Raw genomic sequence first — 19,385 nt, 5'->3', positions numbered from 1 at the left:
AAAACATGGAAAATTTACAGGCTATAAAACAACGTTTTGGAATTATTGGTAACGACACACAATTGAATCGTGCTATTGAAAAAGCGATTCGTGTAGCGCCTACAGATATTTCAGTTTTAGTAATCGGAGAAAGTGGGGTTGGAAAAGAAAGTATCCCTAAAATAATTCATCAATTATCGCACAGGAAACACGCTAAATATATTGCTGTAAATTGTGGCGCAATTCCTGAAGGAACTATTGACAGTGAATTATTCGGACACGAAAAAGGCGCTTTTACAGGAGCAACAACCGCTCGTAAAGGCTATTTTGAAGTTGCCGATGGAGGAACTATTTTTTTAGATGAAGTAGGCGAATTACCCTTAACAACCCAAGTTCGTTTATTACGTGTTTTAGAAAATGGCGAATTTTTAAAAGTAGGATCATCACAGGTGCAAAAAACAACCGTTCGTATTGTTGCCGCAACCAACGTGAATATGCAACTTGCCATTTCTAAAGAAAAATTTAGAGAAGATTTATATTATAGATTAAGTACCATTGATATTGAATTACCACCTCTGCGAGAACGAGGAGAAGATATTCATTTATTATTTAGAAAATTTGCTTCGGATTTTGCTCAAAAATATCGAATGCCAACAATTCGTTTAAATGATAATGCGATCAAAATATTATTGAATTATCGTTTTCCAGGAAATATTCGTCAATTAAGAAACTTAGCAGAACAAATTTCCGTAGTAGAAGAAAGTAGACTCATTACTGCCGAAAAATTAGTACAATATCTTCCTAAAAATAATGGAAACTTACCCGCAATTATCGACAAACAAAATGGTAATTCCGATTTTGCAAACGAACGAGATATTATGTATAAAATTTTGTTCGATATGCGAAATGATATCAATGATTTGAAAAAATTAACGCTCGATTTAATGCAAAATGGAAATTCCGAAGAAGTAAAAGAAGAAAATCATGGTTTAATTGAACGTATTTATCAAGAACAAAAACAACCCAAAAATGAAAATTTTGAAGTTGTCCAAATTCAACAAACAGCAACAACAGCTTCCATAAAAAATGCTGAAAATAATTACGAATATGCTGAAACCATTGAAGAAGATGAAAATTTATCATTACAAGAAAAAGAAATTGAAATGATTCGTAAATCCTTAGAAAAAAACAGCAATAAACGAAAATTAGCCGCCAAAGAATTAGGGATTTCTGAACGAACTTTATATCGAAAAATAAAACAATACGACTTATAATCAATAGTAACTCATGAAAAATAATAGCTATATTTTCTTACTTTCGATAATCACATTATTTATACTGATAGGCTGTGGTGCCTATTCATTTACAGGTGGAAATACAGGAAATGCAAAAACAATTCAGGTTGATTTTTTTGCAAATCAAGCACCTTTAATTGAACCAACATTGAGCCAAAAATTTACCCAAGATTTACAAGATTTATTTACACGTCAAACAAATTTAACGCTGGTAAATACCAATGGAGAATTGCATTTTTCTGGTGAAATTGTTGATTATCGAATTAATCCGATGAGTGCTACTTCCGACCAAAAAGCCGCACAAAACAGGCTAACAATTACCGTAAACGTAATTTTTGAAAATAAATTAACCGAAAAAGATGATTTTGAAAAACGCTTTTCTTTTTACTATGATTATGGCGCTACGCAACAATTAACAGGTGCCGTACTTGAAACAGCTTTAAATACTATTTTAGAAAGAATAACACAAGATATTTTTAATGAATCGGTTGCTAAATGGTAAAAAAAATCATCAAACAGCTATAAAATTAACTAATTATTTCAAATAAAAGGTTTAAATAAAGCTTATAAAAGATTAAGTTTGAAATATTCAGAAAAAAGTAGTTACTTTGCAGACCAATAAAAGAATGCAAAATCAAGAAAAAATAAATCAAAAAAAATAAATAATGACAACATATACGTTACTTCTAGTATTAATATTGATTGTTGCAATAGCATTAATCTTAATTGTTATGGTTCAAAACCCTAAAGGTGGCGGATTATCTTCTTCTTTTGGAGCTGGAGCTCAAAACATTGGAGGCGTACAAAATACCAATAGTTTTTTAGACAAATCTACGTGGACTTTAGCAATTAGTATGTTTGCTTTAATTTTAATTTCAAATTTTGCAATTCCTAGAGGAACATCTGCAGATGCACCGCAACTAGATAGTGCTTTAGAAAATGTAGAAGTAACAACGCCTACACCTCCTGCAACACCTGCAACAAAAGATAGCGTACAATAATCAATTCGATATAAAATATAAAATGCCAACGTAAATGACACGTTGGCATTTTTTTTATGCTTAATTTTAAGGAATTTAGAAAAAATGTCATAATTTTTTTAATGGCATAATTTCTGACTATTTATAAGCATTAAAAATAAATACAAAAATAAACAGTAAAACAAATCGTTAATCATAATTTATACAAAATGGGATTAAAAATAAAACCTTTAGCAGATAGAGTTCTTATAAAAGCCGCTGCCGCAGAAACAACTACCGCATCTGGACTTATTATTCCTGATAACGCAAAGGAAAAACCTCAAAAAGGAACTGTTGTTGCCGTAGGAAATGGAACAAAAAAACAACCTTTAACCGTAAAAGTTGGTGATACTGTTTTATACGGAAAGTATGCTGGTACTGACTTAAAACATAAAGGAAAAGATTATTTAATAATGAGAGAAAGCGATATTTTCGCAATTATTTAATCAAATTTATTACGATAAGTTTATTATTCATAAATAAAAAAATCTAAAAATGGCAAAAGATATAAAATTTGATGTAGATGCTCGTAACGGTTTAAAACGTGGCGTAGATGCATTAGCAAATGCAGTAAAAGTAACCTTAGGTCCTAAAGGACGTAATGTAATTATTTCAAAAGCTTTCGGTGCTCCTCATGTTACAAAAGATGGTGTTACCGTTGCTAAAGAAATTGAATTAGAAGATCCTTTAGAAAATATGGGAGCTCAAATGGTGAAAGAAGTAGCCTCTAAAACCAACGATTTAGCGGGTGACGGAACTACAACAGCAACTGTATTAGCACAAGCTATTGTACAAGAAGGATTAAAAAATGTTGCTGCGGGCGCGAATCCTATGGATTTAAAACGTGGTATTGATAAAGCAGTTAGTGCAATTACTAAAGATTTAGCAAAACAAGCAAAAGAAGTTGGTAATTCATCAGAAAAAATACAACAAGTAGCCTCTATTTCTGCAAATAATGATAAAGTTATTGGTGATTTAATCGCTAAAGCTTTTGGTAAAGTTGGTAAAGAAGGGGTAATTACTGTCGAAGAAGCCAAAGGAATGGAAACGTATGTGGACGTTGTGGAAGGTATGCAATTCGATAGAGGTTATTTATCGCCATATTTTGTTACCGATGCCGATAAAATGATTGCTACTTTAGAGAATCCTTATATTTTATTATTTGATAAAAAGATTTCAAACTTACAAGAAATTCTTCCAATATTAGAACCTGTTTCTCAAGCTGGAAGACCTTTATTAATTATTGCTGAAGATGTTGACGGACAAGCATTAGCAACTTTAGTAGTTAATAAATTACGTGGTGGTTTAAAAATTGCTGCTGTAAAAGCACCAGGTTTTGGTGATCGTAGAAAAGCAATGTTAGAAGATATCGCTATCTTAACTGGCGGAACTGTTATTTCTGAAGAAAGAGGATTTTCATTAGAAAATGCAACCTTAGATTTATTAGGAACTGCTGAAACAGTAACTATCGACAAAGACAATACAACTATTATTAATGGTGCTGGTGATGAAACGCAAATTAAAGCGCGTGTAAATCAGATTAAAGCTCAAATTGAAACAACTACTTCTGATTACGATCGTGAAAAACTACAAGAACGTTTAGCGAAATTAGCGGGTGGTGTTGCCGTTTTATATGTTGGTGCTGCTTCTGAAGTTGAAATGAAAGAAAAGAAAGATCGTGTTGATGATGCTTTACATGCAACTCGTGCTGCTGTAGAAGAAGGTATTGTTGCTGGTGGTGGTGTTGCTTTAGTTCGTGCTAAAAAGGTTTTAAAATCATTAACTACCGATAATTTAGACGAAACTACAGGAATCCAAATTGTAAATAAAGCCATTGAAGCGCCTTTAAGAACGATTGTTGAAAATGCAGGTGGCGAAGGTTCTGTTGTTATCAATAAAGTTTTAGAAGGGAAAAAAGATTTTGGTTATGATGCTAAAGCTGAAATATATGTAGATATGTTAGAAGCTGGAATTATCGATCCTAAAAAAGTAACGCGTGTAGCTTTAGAAAATGCAGCATCTGTTGCAGGAATGATTTTAACTACCGAATGTGCTTTAATTGATATTAAAGAAGAAGCTGCTGCTATGCCTCCAATGGGTGGTGGTATGCCAGGAATGATGTAATGGTGGCGAGTCGCCACAGACAAGCATAAAAAAACCTCGAAAATTAATTTTTTCGAGGTTTTTACTTTTATATGATTTTTGATGTCATCCTGATTTGCCATTTCTCCTATTGATGCGATGCTGAAATAAATTCAGCATGACGATAATAGATAAGACGTATTATCTCATTATATTTTTCGTTCAACAACGTAATCAATCATTAACTTTAAAGAATCTTTATAGGCAGATGCTGGAAAGTTTTCTAATATCGCCAATGCCTTATTTTTATACCCTTCCATTTTAGTAGATGCGTATTCTAACCCACCATTTTTATTAACAAAACTAATAACTTCTTTAACACGTTTTTTATCCGTATTGTATTTTTTTACCGAATTTATCAACCAAGATTTTTCTTTTTTAGAACAATTATTTAACGTATAAATTAACGGAAGCGTCATTTTTTGTTCTTTGATATCAATTCCTGTTGGCTTTCCTATTTTTTCTTCAGTATAATCAAACAAATCATCTTTAATTTGAAAAGCGATTCCTATATATTCGCCAAACTTTCGCATTTGCTGCACAATTTCAGTATTTGCTCCTACCGATGCCGCTCCAATTCCACAACAAGCCGCAATTAAAGTGGCTGTTTTCTGGCGGATAATTTCAAAATAAACTTCTTCAGTAATATCTAATTTTCGTGCTTTTTCTATTTGAAGCAACTCCCCTTCGCTCATTTCTCGAACAGCGATAGAAATCAATTTTAAGATATCAAAATCTTCATTATCAATAGAAAGTAACAAACCTTTTGAGAGTAAAAAATCGCCTACTAAAACGGCAATTTTATTTTTCCAAAGAGCATTTACAGAGAAAAATCCGCGACGGCGATTACTATCATCCACGACATCGTCATGCACTAAAGTTGCCGTATGAATTAATTCAACTACGGATGCACCTCTGTAAGTTCGTTCATCAAAACCACCATCAGAAACCATTTTGGCAACTAAAAAAACAAACATCGGACGCATTTGTTTCCCTTTTCTTCGAACGATATAATACGTAATTCTATTTAATAATGGAACTTTTGACAACATCGAATCTTTAAACTTTGTTTCAAAGAGTTCCATTTCATTTTGAATAGGAAGTTTAATTTGTTCTACAGGCTTCATATTTCAATAAAAAAATTAATTTAAAAGTAAAAGTACTAGAATAATAATGATAAAAACAATAATTTCACACTCAATAATTTAATTTTTTTACCACTAAAATACTATGAATAAAGTATTCAACTTCTTACTTCTTTTTTTTATATCTCAAAATGCCATTTTTTCTCAAAAAACAATGCTTTGGAGAGATGTTGATATTCAAAAATTTGGAAAAGAAACTATTTATAAAAATTTAAAAGGAGAAACTTTAGATGGCGATTTTAAAATAGCAGAACGCAATGGCGCTTATTCTAAAATTACATTTACGAATGGTTTAATTTCAAATTCAAAATTAAATTACGATAGTGATGGCGTTTTATATTCTGAAATAAATTATAAAAACAGCCTTAAAGATGGTGACTTTACCATTTATTATACTGATAAATCTATCAAACGAAAAGGTACATATATTGTTGGAAATAAAAATGGAAAATGGACAACCTATAATAAAAAAGGTGAAGAAATTGGCGTTGAAAATTATAAAGATGATGTTAAGAATGGTGTTTTTTGGGAGCGTTTTACTTCAAAAATGAACCCAGAAAAAAATATAGTAAGCCAAAAAGAATATAAAAACGGAGTTCCTAAAGGAACTTGGTTTGCTAAAAATAATGACAACCTTATTTGGGAAAAAAAATATAGTAGTCCTGAAAATTATGTTTTAAAAAATTTCCATAAAAATGGAACGATTAAAAATCGTAAGGAATATAAAAATAATCAATATTTTGGAAATTGGTTTGAAAAAAATGAAGAAGGTGATTTAAAATGGGAAAAAAAATATACCTCAAATAACGAATATACCGAAAAAAGATATCACAAAAACAGCATCTTACAATATCAAAAAAAATATAAAAATGGACGTATCGATGGTGAGTATATTCGTTACAATAAAGAAGGTGAAAAAACAATATCAGAATTTTATAAGAATAATAAAAAACACGGTAAATGGTTTCGAAAATATAGTAATGGAAACATCATATTAGAAGAATATGATGCTGGAAAACCTACTGGAAATTGGTACAAAAAAGATGAAAATGGAACTATATTTTTTGAAAAATCATATGTAAATCCCGAAGATTATACCTATAAAAAATATCACATCAATGGAAATATTAAAGAATCTGGTACGTATCAAAAAGGTAAATTAACGGGAGATTATTTTAAATATAACGTAAATAATGTACTGTTAATAAAACGATTTTATGAAAATGGAAAACCGATTAATTTAGAATCTTACTTTGAAAATGGAAATAAAAAAGAAGTCGTAAAAAGAATTGGAAAATCAGACAATGCAACTGTTGAAATATATAATAATAATGGTATCTTAGTAAAAAAAGGAACTTATTTCAAAAAATACAAACACGGTTTATGGGAGTTTTTCGAACCTAAAAAAGGACGTTTAGCACAAGTAATAACATACGCAAACAATACTAAACATGGACTTTATAAAAAATACAATGAAGCAGTTTCAATTTCCATAGAAGGTAATTATAGCAATAATAATAAAGATGGTGTTTGGAAACATTACGATTTAGCTGGAGACTTAAAAAAAGAAATCACGTATAAAGTTGGTCAAAAAATAGCCACTAAAACTTTTAATTAAAAATAAAAAAACGTCTTATTATTCTAAATAATAAGACGTTTTATAATACGACTATCTTTATCAACATATTTTAGACTTTAACTAAAATAGCTGTATTTATTATGATTTATTCGCTAATTGTCCGCAAGCAGCATCAATATCTTTTCCTCGTGAACGACGAACATTTACCACAATATCGTGCATTTCTAAATTAGAAATATAATTATTAATTGCCTCTGGGCTTGCTTGTTGAAATTCGCCATCATCAATCGGATTATATTCAATTAAATTCACCTTACAAGGCACATATTTACAAAACTGAATTAAAGCATTGATATCCTCTTTTTTATCATTAATTCCTCCCCAAACGACATATTCATAAGTAATCATTCGTTGTGTTTTTTCGTACCAATATTCTAATGATTCTTTCAAATCTTTTAACGGAAACGTAGCGTTAAAAGGCATTATTGAGGTACGAACGGCATCAATAGCAGAATGTAATGAAACAGCTAAATTAAATTTAACATCATCATCTGCCATTTTTTTGATGATTTTTGGCACACCTGAAGTTGATACCGTAATACGCTTAGGCGACATTCCTAAACCTTCTGGAGACGTTATTTTTTCTATGGATTTAATCACGTTATTATAATTCATCAAAGGCTCTCCCATTCCCATAAAAACGATATTCGACAGTTTTCTATTATGATATAATAAACTCTCTTTATTAATCGCTGCTACTTGGTCGTAAATTTCATCAGGATTTAGATTTCGCATTCTTTTTAAGCGTGATGTTGCACAAAATCGGCAATCTAAGCTACAACCAACTTGACTCGAAACACAGGCTGTCGTTCTTGTTTTTGTAGGTATCAAAACCGATTCTACCACCAATCCATCGTGTAAACGAACTGCATTTTTTACCGTTCCGTCTTTACTTCGTTGCATGGTATCCACTTTGATATGGTTAATTACAAAGTTTTGGTCAAGCATCTGACGTGTATCTTTTGATAAGCTTGTCATATCATCAAAAGAATGGGCAGATTTTGTCCATAACCATTCATATACCTGATTTCCTCTAAATGCTTTATCTCCATTAGTAACAAAAAAATCACGAAGTTCTTCTTTTGATAATGCGCGTATGTCTTTTTTCTTTACTTCCATCGGGTGCAAAAATACACAAAACCTCACAAGTATCCTTGTGAGGTTTGGCGATTAATAGTTGGTTATTTAATTATAAAATTAACATCGCATCTCCATACGAGTGAAATTTATATTTTTCTTTAATTGCTTCTTGATACGCTTCCATTAAAAAATCGTGTCCTGCAAAGGCAGAAGCGGTCATCATTAAGGTAGATTTTGGCGTATGAAAATTAGTAATCATACAGTTTGCCACGCTAAAATCAAAAGGAGGAAAAATAAATTTATTAGTCCAACCTTCAAATTCTTTTAATTTTCGTTTCGAAGTGATTGAAGATTCTACAGCTCTCATAACAGTAGTTCCAACGGCACACACTCTTTTTTTATTAGCAAGTGCATTGTTTACCATTTCGGCACTTTCTTTGGATACTTTAATTTTTTCAGAATCCATTTTATGTTTCGATAAATCCTCTACTTCAACAGGATTAAAAGTACCTAAACCTACGTGTAGAGTAGTTTCAGCGAAATCGACTCCTTTAATTTCTAAACGTTTCATTAAATGCTTTGAAAAGTGCAATCCTGCAGCTGGTGCAGCTACTGCTCCTTCTTCTTTGGCATAGATAGTTTGATAACGATCTTCATCAGAATCTTCTACCTCACGTTTAATATATTTAGGCAAAGGTGTTTCACCTAATTTTAATAATTTTTCTCTAAATTCTTCGTAAGGTCCATCGTATAAAAAACGTAAGGTTCTTCCTCTTGAAGTGGTATTGTCAATAACTTCGGCAACTAAGCTTTCATCATCTCCGAAAAACAATTTATTTCCAATACGGATTTTCCTTGCAGGATCTACTAAAACGTCCCACAAACGATTTTCCGCATTTAGTTCACGTAGTAAAAATACTTCAATACGAGCGCCTGTTTTTTCCTTATTCCCGTACATACGAGCAGGAAAAACTTTGGTATTGTTTAACATCAGCACATCACCTTCATCAAAATAATTGATTACATCTTTAAATAATTTGTGTTCAATTTTTTGAGTATCTCTATGTAGCACCATTAAACGTGCTTCATCTCTATGTTCTGAAGGATATTCTGCTAATAATTCTTCTGGTAATTCAAAACTAAAATTTGATAATTTCATTACTATTTTTTTATTACGTATGCAAATATACAATTTCGAGATACGCCTTGTCAAGTGATTCGTTCTTTATTTTTCTTTAATCATTTCTAAACCTACTTGTTGCATGTCTTGCCAAAAGTTTCGGTACGATTTAGAAACCACCTCAGCTTCCAAAATAACGAGGGTTGTTTTGAGTGCTAACGGTGCAAAAGCCATTGCCATTCGATGGTCATTATAGGTTGCAATTTTAATATTTCTATTAATAGTATTTGCTACTTTTAAATGCAAACTATTATTCGTTACACTAATATTTGCGCCTAATTTGGTTAGTTCATTTTTGAGTGCTTCTAGACGATCAGTTTCTTTAATTTTCAGAGTATGAAGTCCTGTTAAATCACAAGCAATTCCTAATCCGAAGCAAGTAACAGCGATAGTTTGTGCAATATCAGGTGCATTTTTTAAATCTTCGGATAAAATAGCGTTACTATGTTTTTCATGCTTGGTTAAGACAATCATATTTTCTTTAAAAATCGTTGTAACGCCAAAATGTTTGTAAATTTCAGCCAAGCAATTATCGCCTTGTAAGCTCTCTTTTTTATAAGCCGATAACGTTACAGATGCGCCAATTTCACTCAGAGCAATTATCGAATAAAAATAAGAAGCGGAACTCCAATCCGATTCTACAACAATATTTTGTTCTGAAACAGTTTCTAAAGCATTTATTTTAATGCTATTTTTTTCAAATATTGCAACAACACCTATTTTATGCAACAAAGAGAGCGTCATTTTAATATATGGAACGGAAGTTATTGTCCCATTTAATTCAATTGTGAGTCCGTTTTTTAGACTAGGAGCAATTAACATCAATGCTGAAATATATTGACTACTTACATTTCCATCAATAGTAACGGTATCTTTTTCTATTTTTTTACCTGTAATTTTTATCGGCGGATACCCTTCTTTATCAAGATATTGAATATCGGCATCTAAATCACGAAGTGCATCAACCAAAATTTTTATAGGTCGATTGTGCATTCGCTCCGAGCCTTGTAATATTTTGATAACTCCTTCTTGCGTAGCAAAAAAGGCGGTTAAAAAACGCATTGCTGTTCCTGCATGTCCGATATCGGCAATTTCAGTTGCGTTATTTTCTTTGGATAAAGCATCTTGTAAATGATGTGTATCATCAGAATCTGATAAATTTTCAATAGTGATACTTGGAAATAATTGTTGTAAAATCAACAATCGATTCGACTCACTTTTTGAACCTGAAATAATAATTTCAGTATTAATTTTATTTTTTCTTGGGATACTAAGTTCTAAATTCATCTGTAAACTTGGTTTTTAAAAACCTTATTATAGTTAGTGTTAGTGCTAGCGTAGTTCGTTTATTTTACGATTTTTTTACGATTACTTTGTTTTTTTATTCACCACATAAATGGCATATAAAACACTAACCGTTACTTTTGTTAGCCAAAAACGTTGCCATTTTCCTTGTGAAAAATTAATTGTATTTACGGTTTCAAAATCCCCAGAAAACAACGCACTTCCACTATTTACCAGCAATGAAAATAAGGTTACAAAAACTAAAAAAGGCACACTAACTTTCAGTACATTAATCCAAAAACTTCCTTTTTGTATATTTTTACTTAAACTCATTTATATTTATTTGTATTTAATTATTTTAATTTTTCGTTATTATGATGACGGTCATGATCTCGTTTTGTTTTGATATCTAATTTTTTATCAAAAGCATCTTGCAAATTAATTCCCGTTTGATTTGCCAAACATAAAACAACAAACATAACATCGGCTAATTCTTCGCCTAAATCTTTATTTTTATCGCTTTCTTTTTCGCTTTGTTCTCCATAACGACGGGCAATAATTCGAGCAACTTCGCCTACTTCTTCTGTTAATTGTGCCATGTTTGTAAGTTCGTTAAAATATCGAACTCCATGATTTTTAATCCAATTATCGACTTCTTTTTGGGCGTTTTGTATATTCATTTTTATAATGATATTTTATAGTGATATTTTATAGTGATATTTTAAATTCAAATATAAATATTTCTTTTAGGCAATTAATTTGCCAAGGCAGATTTTTTAAGAACACGCATCAATAGTAAAAAAATTACCAAGCCAACAACAGCGATAATCGTCATGATACCCCAAGTCGTATCAAAACCATACGCATCAATTAATCGCATTCCTGAATTGTGTCCAAAAATATGTGCTAAGGAAAATGCCATACTATAATACGCCATATATTCTCCTTGATTTCCTTTTTTTGCACTATTGATAACAAAAGCATTTGAAAAAGGAAACGCAATCATTTCACCTACGGTCATAAATAACATTCCTAACACCAAAATACCAGACCAACTTGTTAAATTTAATACAAAAAAACTTAACCCCATTAATAATAATCCTATAAAAATTAAAAATGTGTTTGAATATTTACTTTCTTCCAACCATTTAATTAGGGGCATTTCTAACGCAAAAATAATAAAACCATTCATTGCCATTAACAAACCAATTTGTAATTCTGATAAATGATGTGCATCTTTATAATACAACGGAATTGTTGAGAATAACTGCAAAAATACGAATGCAAAAATGAACATTCCTACAAAAAATATCCAAAAAGCATTGTCTTTAAAAATAGATACTGGATTTGCTACTTTTAGTTCATCTAAAGGCGTTACTTTCTTCGGATTTAAGACATTCATCAATAAAAAAGTGGCAGAAATACAGGTAATTCCATCGACCCAAAACAAACCACTGTAACTTAAAGAAGTGATAATTAATCCACCTAAAGCAGGTCCTGCGGAGAACCCTAAATTAATTGCCAATCGAATTAAGGTTACCGAACGTGTTTTATTTTCAGGTTTACTATACGCATTTAACGCTACAAACATCGCGGGTCTAAAGGCATCAGCAACTAACATTACTAAAAAAATTCCGATACAAAATCCTATAAAAGAAGTTACAAATTGCAGGGCGATAAAAAAGAAACCTGTTAATAATAAACTTGCTTTCATCACTTTATAAAAGCCGATTTTATCGGTTAATTTTCCACCAACCCAAGAACCAAGGACAGAACCTAATCCAAAACAGGTCATAATCCAGCCAACATCTTTTAAGGTAAAATCTAAACTTTTAATTAAATACAACGATAAAAATGGAATAACCATCGTACCTGCTCTGTTAATTAAGGTGATTAGCGCCAACCACCAAACTTCTCTTGAAAGTCCTTTAAAAGTATTCAGGTAGTTAAAATACAATTTTCTCATAATATATTAATTTGATGCGTTATTTTTTATTGTTGAAATTTATCTAAAAGGAAAAAAGTCCGACTGTGAAGTCGGACTTTTTTTAATTGATCTATTTATACTTAAAAAATCATATTACATAAAAAGTCCTAAACATACTGGTATCAGCATATTCATAATCTTTATATGTCGTATAAATTTTCATAATTATAGTTACTCGGATTTTTAAAAAATTCTATAAGTAAATAAGAAATTAAAGATGTAAAGCTATTAAAAAAAAGAATAGCTTTTACAATTCGCTTGTTTTTTATTTTAGTTGATTCTATTTTATTTTATATAAAACAGGCTTACTTGGTGTGGCGTCGTTTTCGAAAGGAGCAATCATTAAATTTAAGAAATAAGCGCCATCTTCTATGGAATTATCGACATAAATAAATTCTGTAATTGTTGCTTCAAAGCGGATTTCACTTTCATTATTCTTTTTATTTCCTGTATTCCAAAAAGCATTATGAGCCAATAATTTACCCGCATCCTTTTCTTTATCGACCGAAGGCAAATCGATTAATAAATGCTTAATATTTTTTTCTTTCAGATAAATCGCTCCTTCTTCTAATAAATATGGCGGATTTGTATTTGAATATCGGCGTTGTTTTTTATCAGATATATTTGGTAAAGTTCTAATAATTATGGCTTCTATTTTTTTATCTTTTAAAACTTTTTCTAATTGCTTTTTTGTTATCACAAAATCGCCATTTTCTAATTTCTTCGGATAAATACTTATCACTTCAGCCAAAAAGAAAAATTTTTTTAAATGTTCATTTACAGAATGTACTTTTTTGGTAATATGTCCTACACATTCGGTATGTGTAATGTGTGAATGCGGGTTAAAATTAATCGTATTAAAATTTACAACGGCACCTTTTTCAACGCTTCCGACCCAATTTTCAGCAACCACAGGCGTAATTTTTGGATCATCAATATACCAAGCATTTACACTTTCTTTTGATACATCAATTGCAATTGAAATATCTAAAGGTTTTGCTAAATCTATTTTATATTTTTCTGATTTATGTGTTATTTCTGCAATCATATTTTTTATTTAATTCTAAATAATTCTGATGCTAAACCATCTGCTAAAAACTTTCCTTTTGGAGTTGTTTTAAGTGTATTATTTTCGATAATTAACAAACCTTCCTCAATAAATTTCTTTGATGATTTTAATAATTCTTCTTTAAAATCATCTTTAAAAGAAGCTTTAATTTCATCTAATGAAACACCCCAAATAGTTCGTAAACCCGTCATTAAATATTCATTAAATTGGTCTTCTTCAGATAATTTCTCTGTTTCATTAGATAGCTTTCCTTCTTGTAATTCCTTTATATATTTTGCATTATTGGCAACATTCCAACTGCGATGTGTTTTGCTAAACGAATGTGCCGAAGGACCAATTCCGATATATTTTTTACCCAACCAATACGATGTATTATGTTTTGAAAAATAAGCAGGTTTTCCAAAATTTGATATTTCGTAATGTACAAATCCATTTTTAGCGGTTTCTGCTACTAAAATATCAAAATGTTCTTTGGCTTCTGTTTCGTCAGGTTCGGGATATTTTCCATTTTTAACAAAGCTATCTAAAACCGTTTTTGGCTCAACAGTTAAGGCGTAACTCGAAATATGATTAACACCAAAATCGAAAGCAATTTGCAAATTTTCTTTCCATCGTTGATTACTCATATTCGGAACGCCATAAATTAAATCGACCGTAATATTATCAAAATAACGAGTTGCTATTGATAAACATTCTTTTGCTTCTTTTGAATTATGCGCACGATTCATACTTTTTAAATCTTCTTCAAAAAAAGATTGCACTCCAATACTTAATCTGTTAATTGGCGAATTTGCGAGTTCTAAAATTTTTTCTTCGGATAAATCATCAGGATTTGCCTCTAGTGTAATTTCAGGATTTTCGATAACTTTATAATGCTTATAAATCGCATTTAGTAAGCTTGTTATTTCTTCGGATGATAATAACGAAGGAGTTCCACCACCAAAATAAATAGTTTCAATTATTTCGTTTTGTAATTCTTTTTTTCGGATTTCTAATTCTATTATTAAACACGAAATTAGTTCGTCTTTCTTTTTTAAAGAAGTCGAAAAATGAAAATCGCAATAAAAACATGCTTGTTTACAAAACGGTATATGTATGTAGATTCCTGCCAAATTAGTTTATTAAATTTTTGTCTTTTTTATAGTGATAAATAAATTGCTCTACGTTTTCTAATTCAGAAAAACTATGTTTTAAAGAGTAAGGAACTTTATAATTTACATCTATTTTATTTATTAATTCAGGTTCATATTCTTTAATTCTAGCATAAATCATATCAACATCTATTAAGTCTTTTACAGAAACAAAATTTTCTTTTTTTAACTCACCATAGGAATCATTACCACAATTAGGAAAATTTCTTATCAATTTTAATACATTATCAAAACATTTAATATTATTATCAATATATTCAATAAATAAATCTTCTTCATTCTTATTCCAATATGACATAATAGTATAACCGTGAAAATCCTTACCTATAAAATCATAAAAAAAAGGTTTTGGTTTACCTATATATTCTTGTTTTACTCTTTTTACAATCAGCTCCTCTAATTTATTTTTCACTTCTATGTTGATATATATTGCCTTCGTAAAATAACATGATTGGTTAATACTTAGCTTTTTTGCTAATTGAATAATATCATCATTAGTACTATTATTTTTCTCCAAATTAAAAGCTACTAACTTTATCATTTTTGATTGATACGTTGCCCCAAAACTGTCTTTCTCACTTTCGGATAATAAATCTAAATTTGAAAATAAAAAATCATAAAAAAACAGGTAATTTATATTTTCATCATTAATTAAATCTTCTATAACACTGTAAAAACGATGAATTTTTAAATTATCTTTATTTCTTAAATCAATAAAATTCATTTTTAACTCATCTTTATTTTCATCAATTATATTCTGAATTATTAATTTCTTATTAATTTCAGAAACTTTACCAATTGTATGATATGAAAAATATTTATCAAAATGATTAGGATGATTAATTTTTAAATTAAACTTTGAAATTTCAATAGCATTTTTACCATTATTAGATTTTACTCTCGTCATAAAACCTTTAGACTCTGAAAATAATATTACCAGAATTTCTTTGGAATACTCTTTGAATATTTCATCTTTATTTAAAATATCTGTTGAATACTTAATTATAGTACTATTAGTAATTAATTCTTCTTCTATATTAGGTGAATCATATTTTTTTATAACATTAAAAGCAATATTATCCGTAACCTTCAAATATTCAATCCAAAATAAATCTCTTAAATTAACTTCTTCACCAATAGCAAAAGCACCCACAAAAAAACTATTAAGAACTCGTATTATTTCTCTACCATTTTTAAAATATTGTACTCTAAATTCTCTTATTATCTCTGAAAAAGCTTCTTTTTCATTATCATTTTCATCTGAAAAACCTAAATTATCAAATACTTCTTTTAGCTTTATTTCAAAAAATTGTTTAAAATCTGCTGATTCAATTTTTGGTAAATGAATTGGAATATTAATGATTTTTTCTAAAAATAATTCTCCATCTTTGGTATCTACACCATAACGTTGCCCTATTGCCTTAGCAACATGATTTTCATCTAAAGCAACGATATATACAAAATTATTAAAATTCGCATTTAATTTTATCAGCTTTAAAATAGTATATATTTCATCTTTATCAAGGCGGTCAATATCATCAATAAACACCACTATTTTATATTTAGAAGCCTTTAATTTATCGTTTATATTTTGAATTAAAGATTCTAATGTAACTTCCTTACCTATAAAATCTTCACCTAAAGCTTTCATTATTTCGCTTACATCAAACGTAGCTCCCGCTTTATTTGAAGAAAACCCTACAGATGCAGAAAGCTTAACGGCTTTTGTATATCTACTATATTTTAGAAGCTGTTTTCCTACTTTTTGAAGTGTAGTATCTTTATTTACAAACATCATTTTAGAAAGTCCATCAAAAAAATCAAAAAGCATTTCTTCTTCGGTGCTATATCTCCAAGGATTAAAATGATATTTTAAAATACCTTTTTGTCCTTCTTCTTTTTCTCCTGAATCAATTCCCTTGTCAATTAAATTTAAAAATGATGTTTTACCTTCTCCCCATTTACCATAAATACCGATAGTTAAAGGTTCAGAATTATTGGAATTATTTTGAATTATTTTTTGAACCTTTTTAGCATAATGTTCAAAATTAAAAAGGTCTACTCCGTTTTTTCCAATTGGTAAATCACTTAAACTCATCTTTTATCTATTTTTTAACACGTTTTTCATTCTGACTCACAAACGAAGCCCAGCCTGAGTAATTTTTACCGCCTACCACTTTTCCTGAATTATAATGATGACAAACTGCAGCTGCTAAACCGTCGGTTGCGTCTAAATTTTTGGGTAATGTTTTTAAATTTAATAATGATTTCAGCATTAAAGCGACTTGTTCTTTACTTGCTTTTCCGCTTCCTGTGATTGCCATTTTTATTTTCAAAGGCGCATATTCTGTTACGGGAATATCTCGTGATAATGCTGCTGCCATCGCTACACCTTGAGCGCGTCCTAGCTTTAACATCGATTGTACATTTTTACCAAAAAAGGGTGCTTCTAACGCTATTTCATCAGGATGATAGGTGTCTATTAACTCGAGTGTTCGCTCAAATATCAAGCGTAATTTTATATAATGATTGTCGTATTTTTTTAAAATTAACTCGTTCATTTGAACAAATTCCATTTTTTTTCCTACCACTTTTATAATTCCAAAACCCATGATGCTCGTTCCTGGATCAACGCCTAATATTATTTTTTCTGTCTTCAAATTTTATAACAATTTCTGTAAATACAAAACTAATCAATTATTATTCGGTAAATTTATCCAACTTCTAATGATGTAAATTTAAACGTATTTCCATCAAATAAACCTTTATCTGATAATTTTAACGACGGAATAACCAATAATGCCATAAACGATAAACTCATATAAGGCGCTCTTAATTTGCTTCCCATTTGTTTTGCCATCGCATCTAATTCGGCATATGATTTTCCAATTTCTACGGCTGATTTATCAGACATAATTCCTGCTACGGGTAAGGAAACTATTTTTTCTTCGGATGTTGTTACCGCACAAATTCCGCCTTTATTTTCGATTAATAAATTTACTGCCTTGCAAATTGCTTCATCAGAAACACCGATAGCGATAATATTATGAGAATCGTGTCCAACGGAACTTGCAATTGCGCCTTCTTTTAATCCGAAGTTTTTAATAAATGCTATCGATGGTTTGGCATTTTTATACCGATTTACAACCGTCATTTTTAACACATCGTTTTGAGTGTTTGATACTAAGTTTCCATCTTTAATTAAAGAATTTACTTCAATTTGATTCGTTACTAATTCGCCATCTAAGGCTTCAATAACTCTTATTTTTTCTGCGGATGATTTAAACTCAAAATCAGCAATAATTTTTTTATCTGTATTAAAATTATTCAACACCTCAAAAGCTACCGATTTTACAAACGATTTTCCATTTTCAGCAACTAATTCACCATTTATATACGTTTGTAATACCTTAAAATTCTTTAAATTTTCAACGATGATAAAATCAGCAGCATCACCTTTTTGTAATAAACCAACATCTAAATTATAATGTTTTACAGGATTTATACAGGCAACTTTTAACACTTTAAAAACATCAATTCCTTTTGAAACGGCACGTTCACACAATTCGTTGATGTGTCCTACTAATAAATCATCAGGATGTTTATCATCAGAACAAAACATCATATTTTCAAAATGATTTGGTAATAAATCAATTAAAGCCTCAAAGTTTTTAGCAGCACTTCCTTCACGAATAATTACTTTCATGCCTTTTTGAAGTTTTTCTAAAGCTTCATCATAAGAAAAACATTCGTGGTCCGTGGTTATTCCTGCGGAAATATATTTTGAAACATCATCACCTCGTAAACCTGGCGCATGACCATCAACAGGTTTATTATTATCTTTTGCATGCTGAATTTTTTTCAAAACCTCAGCATCATCAAATAACACGCCTGGATAATTCATCATTTCAGCTAAATATTTAATATCTGGGTTTTGCATCATCAATTTAATGTCTTCGGAATCTATAATTGCTCCAGCACTTTCAAAAGAGGTTGCTGGCACACAACTTGGCGCTCCGAAATTAAATTTTAACGGGACTTTTTTTCCGTTTTCAATCATAAAATCAACGCCTTTTACACCTAATACATTGGCGATTTCATGCGGATCAGAAACCGTTGCAACCGTACCGTGAGTAACTGCAATTTTAGCAAATTCTGATGGCACTAACATCGAACTTTCAATATGAATATGAGCATCGACAAAACCAGGAATAATATAATTTTCAAAATTATTTTCTTTTATATTTATGATTGAATGATTTATTTCTTGAATACTTTTTATTTTACCATTTTCAATCTGAATTTGTCCTTTATAAATTCGATTATTTTGTATATCGACAATATTTCCTTTTACAATCATCTTTTTTAGTTTCGTTAAAAAATTTAATTTAACAATTTAATACAACAAAAATAGA

Annotated in this window: 18 protein-coding genes; 6 read left to right on the top strand and 12 right to left on the bottom strand. The window is 30.1% G+C overall.

All coding sequences use genetic code 11. The annotated features are described in order from the left end of the window. Window positions 1-5 precede the first annotated feature (5 nt). From L0U72_RS01500 to groL, 5 genes are all read left to right on the top strand, one after another. Window positions 6-1,253 (top strand): sigma 54-interacting transcriptional regulator, encoded by a 1,248-nt coding sequence (locus L0U72_RS01500; protein ID WP_233883899.1) that lies wholly within the window; start codon window positions 6-8, stop codon window positions 1,251-1,253. A gap of 13 nt (window positions 1,254-1,266) precedes the next feature. Continuing rightward, the gene (locus L0U72_RS01495) at window positions 1,267-1,776 is read left to right on the top strand and encodes an LptE family protein (protein ID WP_101917980.1); all 510 of its coding nucleotides are present in this window, start codon (window positions 1,267-1,269) and stop codon (window positions 1,774-1,776) included. 163 nt (window positions 1,777-1,939) lie between these two features. Beyond that, a complete protein-coding gene (gene secG / locus L0U72_RS01490; protein ID WP_101917981.1) occupies window positions 1,940-2,275 on the top strand; it encodes a preprotein translocase subunit SecG in 336 nt (111 codons plus the stop codon). 188 nt (window positions 2,276-2,463) lie between these two features. Beyond that, on the top strand, window positions 2,464-2,739 hold the full coding sequence (locus tag L0U72_RS01485; RefSeq protein WP_101917982.1) for a co-chaperone GroES: 276 nt from the start codon (window positions 2,464-2,466) through the stop codon (window positions 2,737-2,739). Window positions 2,740-2,788: 49 nt separating this feature from the next. Continuing rightward, window positions 2,789-4,417, top strand: a complete 1,629-nt coding sequence (gene groL, locus L0U72_RS01480; protein ID WP_101917983.1) for a chaperonin GroEL — start codon at window positions 2,789-2,791, stop codon at window positions 4,415-4,417. Between the two features lie 167 nt (window positions 4,418-4,584). On the opposite strand, the gene L0U72_RS01475 is transcribed toward groL, so the two are convergent. Next, window positions 4,585-5,562: a polyprenyl synthetase family protein gene (locus L0U72_RS01475; RefSeq protein ID WP_233898223.1), complete on the bottom strand. Its 978-nt coding sequence runs from the start codon at window positions 5,560-5,562 to the stop codon at window positions 4,585-4,587. Window positions 5,563-5,665: 103 nt separating this feature from the next. Between L0U72_RS01475 and L0U72_RS01470 the strand changes: the two genes are divergently transcribed. Beyond that, a complete protein-coding gene (locus L0U72_RS01470) occupies window positions 5,666-7,198 on the top strand; it encodes a toxin-antitoxin system YwqK family antitoxin (protein WP_233898222.1) in 1,533 nt (510 codons plus the stop codon). A 99-nt stretch (window positions 7,199-7,297) separates the two neighbouring features. On the opposite strand, the gene rlmN is transcribed toward L0U72_RS01470, so the two are convergent. From rlmN to ade, 11 genes are all read right to left on the bottom strand, one after another. Then, window positions 7,298-8,338: a 23S rRNA (adenine(2503)-C(2))-methyltransferase RlmN gene (rlmN, locus tag L0U72_RS01465; RefSeq protein WP_233883895.1), complete on the bottom strand. Its 1,041-nt coding sequence runs from the start codon at window positions 8,336-8,338 to the stop codon at window positions 7,298-7,300. A gap of 70 nt (window positions 8,339-8,408) precedes the next feature. Further along, window positions 8,409-9,458 carry a tRNA preQ1(34) S-adenosylmethionine ribosyltransferase-isomerase QueA gene (gene queA / locus L0U72_RS01460; protein ID WP_233883890.1) on the bottom strand — a complete coding sequence of 350 codons (1,050 nt, stop codon included), beginning with the start codon at window positions 9,456-9,458 and terminating at the stop codon, window positions 8,409-8,411. Window positions 9,459-9,524: 66 nt separating this feature from the next. Then, window positions 9,525-10,766 (bottom strand): 3-phosphoshikimate 1-carboxyvinyltransferase, encoded by a 1,242-nt coding sequence (locus L0U72_RS01455; RefSeq protein ID WP_233898221.1) that lies wholly within the window; start codon window positions 10,764-10,766, stop codon window positions 9,525-9,527. 81 nt (window positions 10,767-10,847) lie between these two features. After that, on the bottom strand, window positions 10,848-11,096 hold the full coding sequence (locus L0U72_RS01450) for a hypothetical protein (protein WP_101917989.1): 249 nt from the start codon (window positions 11,094-11,096) through the stop codon (window positions 10,848-10,850). Between the two features lie 20 nt (window positions 11,097-11,116). Further along, window positions 11,117-11,443: a nucleotide pyrophosphohydrolase gene (locus L0U72_RS01445; protein ID WP_101931313.1), complete on the bottom strand. Its 327-nt coding sequence runs from the start codon at window positions 11,441-11,443 to the stop codon at window positions 11,117-11,119. A 74-nt stretch (window positions 11,444-11,517) separates the two neighbouring features. After that, a complete protein-coding gene (locus L0U72_RS01440; protein WP_233883885.1) occupies window positions 11,518-12,729 on the bottom strand; it encodes an MDR family MFS transporter in 1,212 nt (403 codons plus the stop codon). A 301-nt stretch (window positions 12,730-13,030) separates the two neighbouring features. Then, window positions 13,031-13,798 carry a cyclase family protein gene (locus L0U72_RS01435; protein ID WP_233898220.1) on the bottom strand — a complete coding sequence of 256 codons (768 nt, stop codon included), beginning with the start codon at window positions 13,796-13,798 and terminating at the stop codon, window positions 13,031-13,033. Window positions 13,799-13,803: 5 nt separating this feature from the next. Further along, window positions 13,804-14,931 carry a radical SAM family heme chaperone HemW gene (hemW, locus tag L0U72_RS01430; RefSeq protein WP_233898219.1) on the bottom strand — a complete coding sequence of 376 codons (1,128 nt, stop codon included), beginning with the start codon at window positions 14,929-14,931 and terminating at the stop codon, window positions 13,804-13,806. 1 nt (window position 14,932) lies between these two features. Beyond that, complete coding sequence (locus tag L0U72_RS01425; protein ID WP_233898218.1) at window positions 14,933-17,068, bottom strand: KAP family P-loop NTPase fold protein; 2,136 nt, start codon at window positions 17,066-17,068, stop codon at window positions 14,933-14,935. Window positions 17,069-17,075: 7 nt separating this feature from the next. Beyond that, entirely contained in the window at window positions 17,076-17,630 is a 555-nt protein-coding gene (ruvC, locus tag L0U72_RS01420) for a crossover junction endodeoxyribonuclease RuvC (protein WP_101917995.1), read from the bottom strand. Between the two features lie 53 nt (window positions 17,631-17,683). After that, on the bottom strand, window positions 17,684-19,330 hold the full coding sequence (gene ade / locus L0U72_RS01415; RefSeq protein ID WP_233898217.1) for an adenine deaminase: 1,647 nt from the start codon (window positions 19,328-19,330) through the stop codon (window positions 17,684-17,686). Window positions 19,331-19,385 lie beyond the last annotated feature (55 nt).

Origin of the sequence: Tenacibaculum piscium, from assembly GCF_021390755.1 — a bacterium.
GTDB classification, from domain to species: Bacteria; Bacteroidota; Bacteroidia; order Flavobacteriales; family Flavobacteriaceae; genus Polaribacter; species Polaribacter piscius.
The sequence above is the reverse complement of the archived record's forward strand: the minus strand, read 5'-3'. Positions and strand labels throughout refer to the sequence as shown.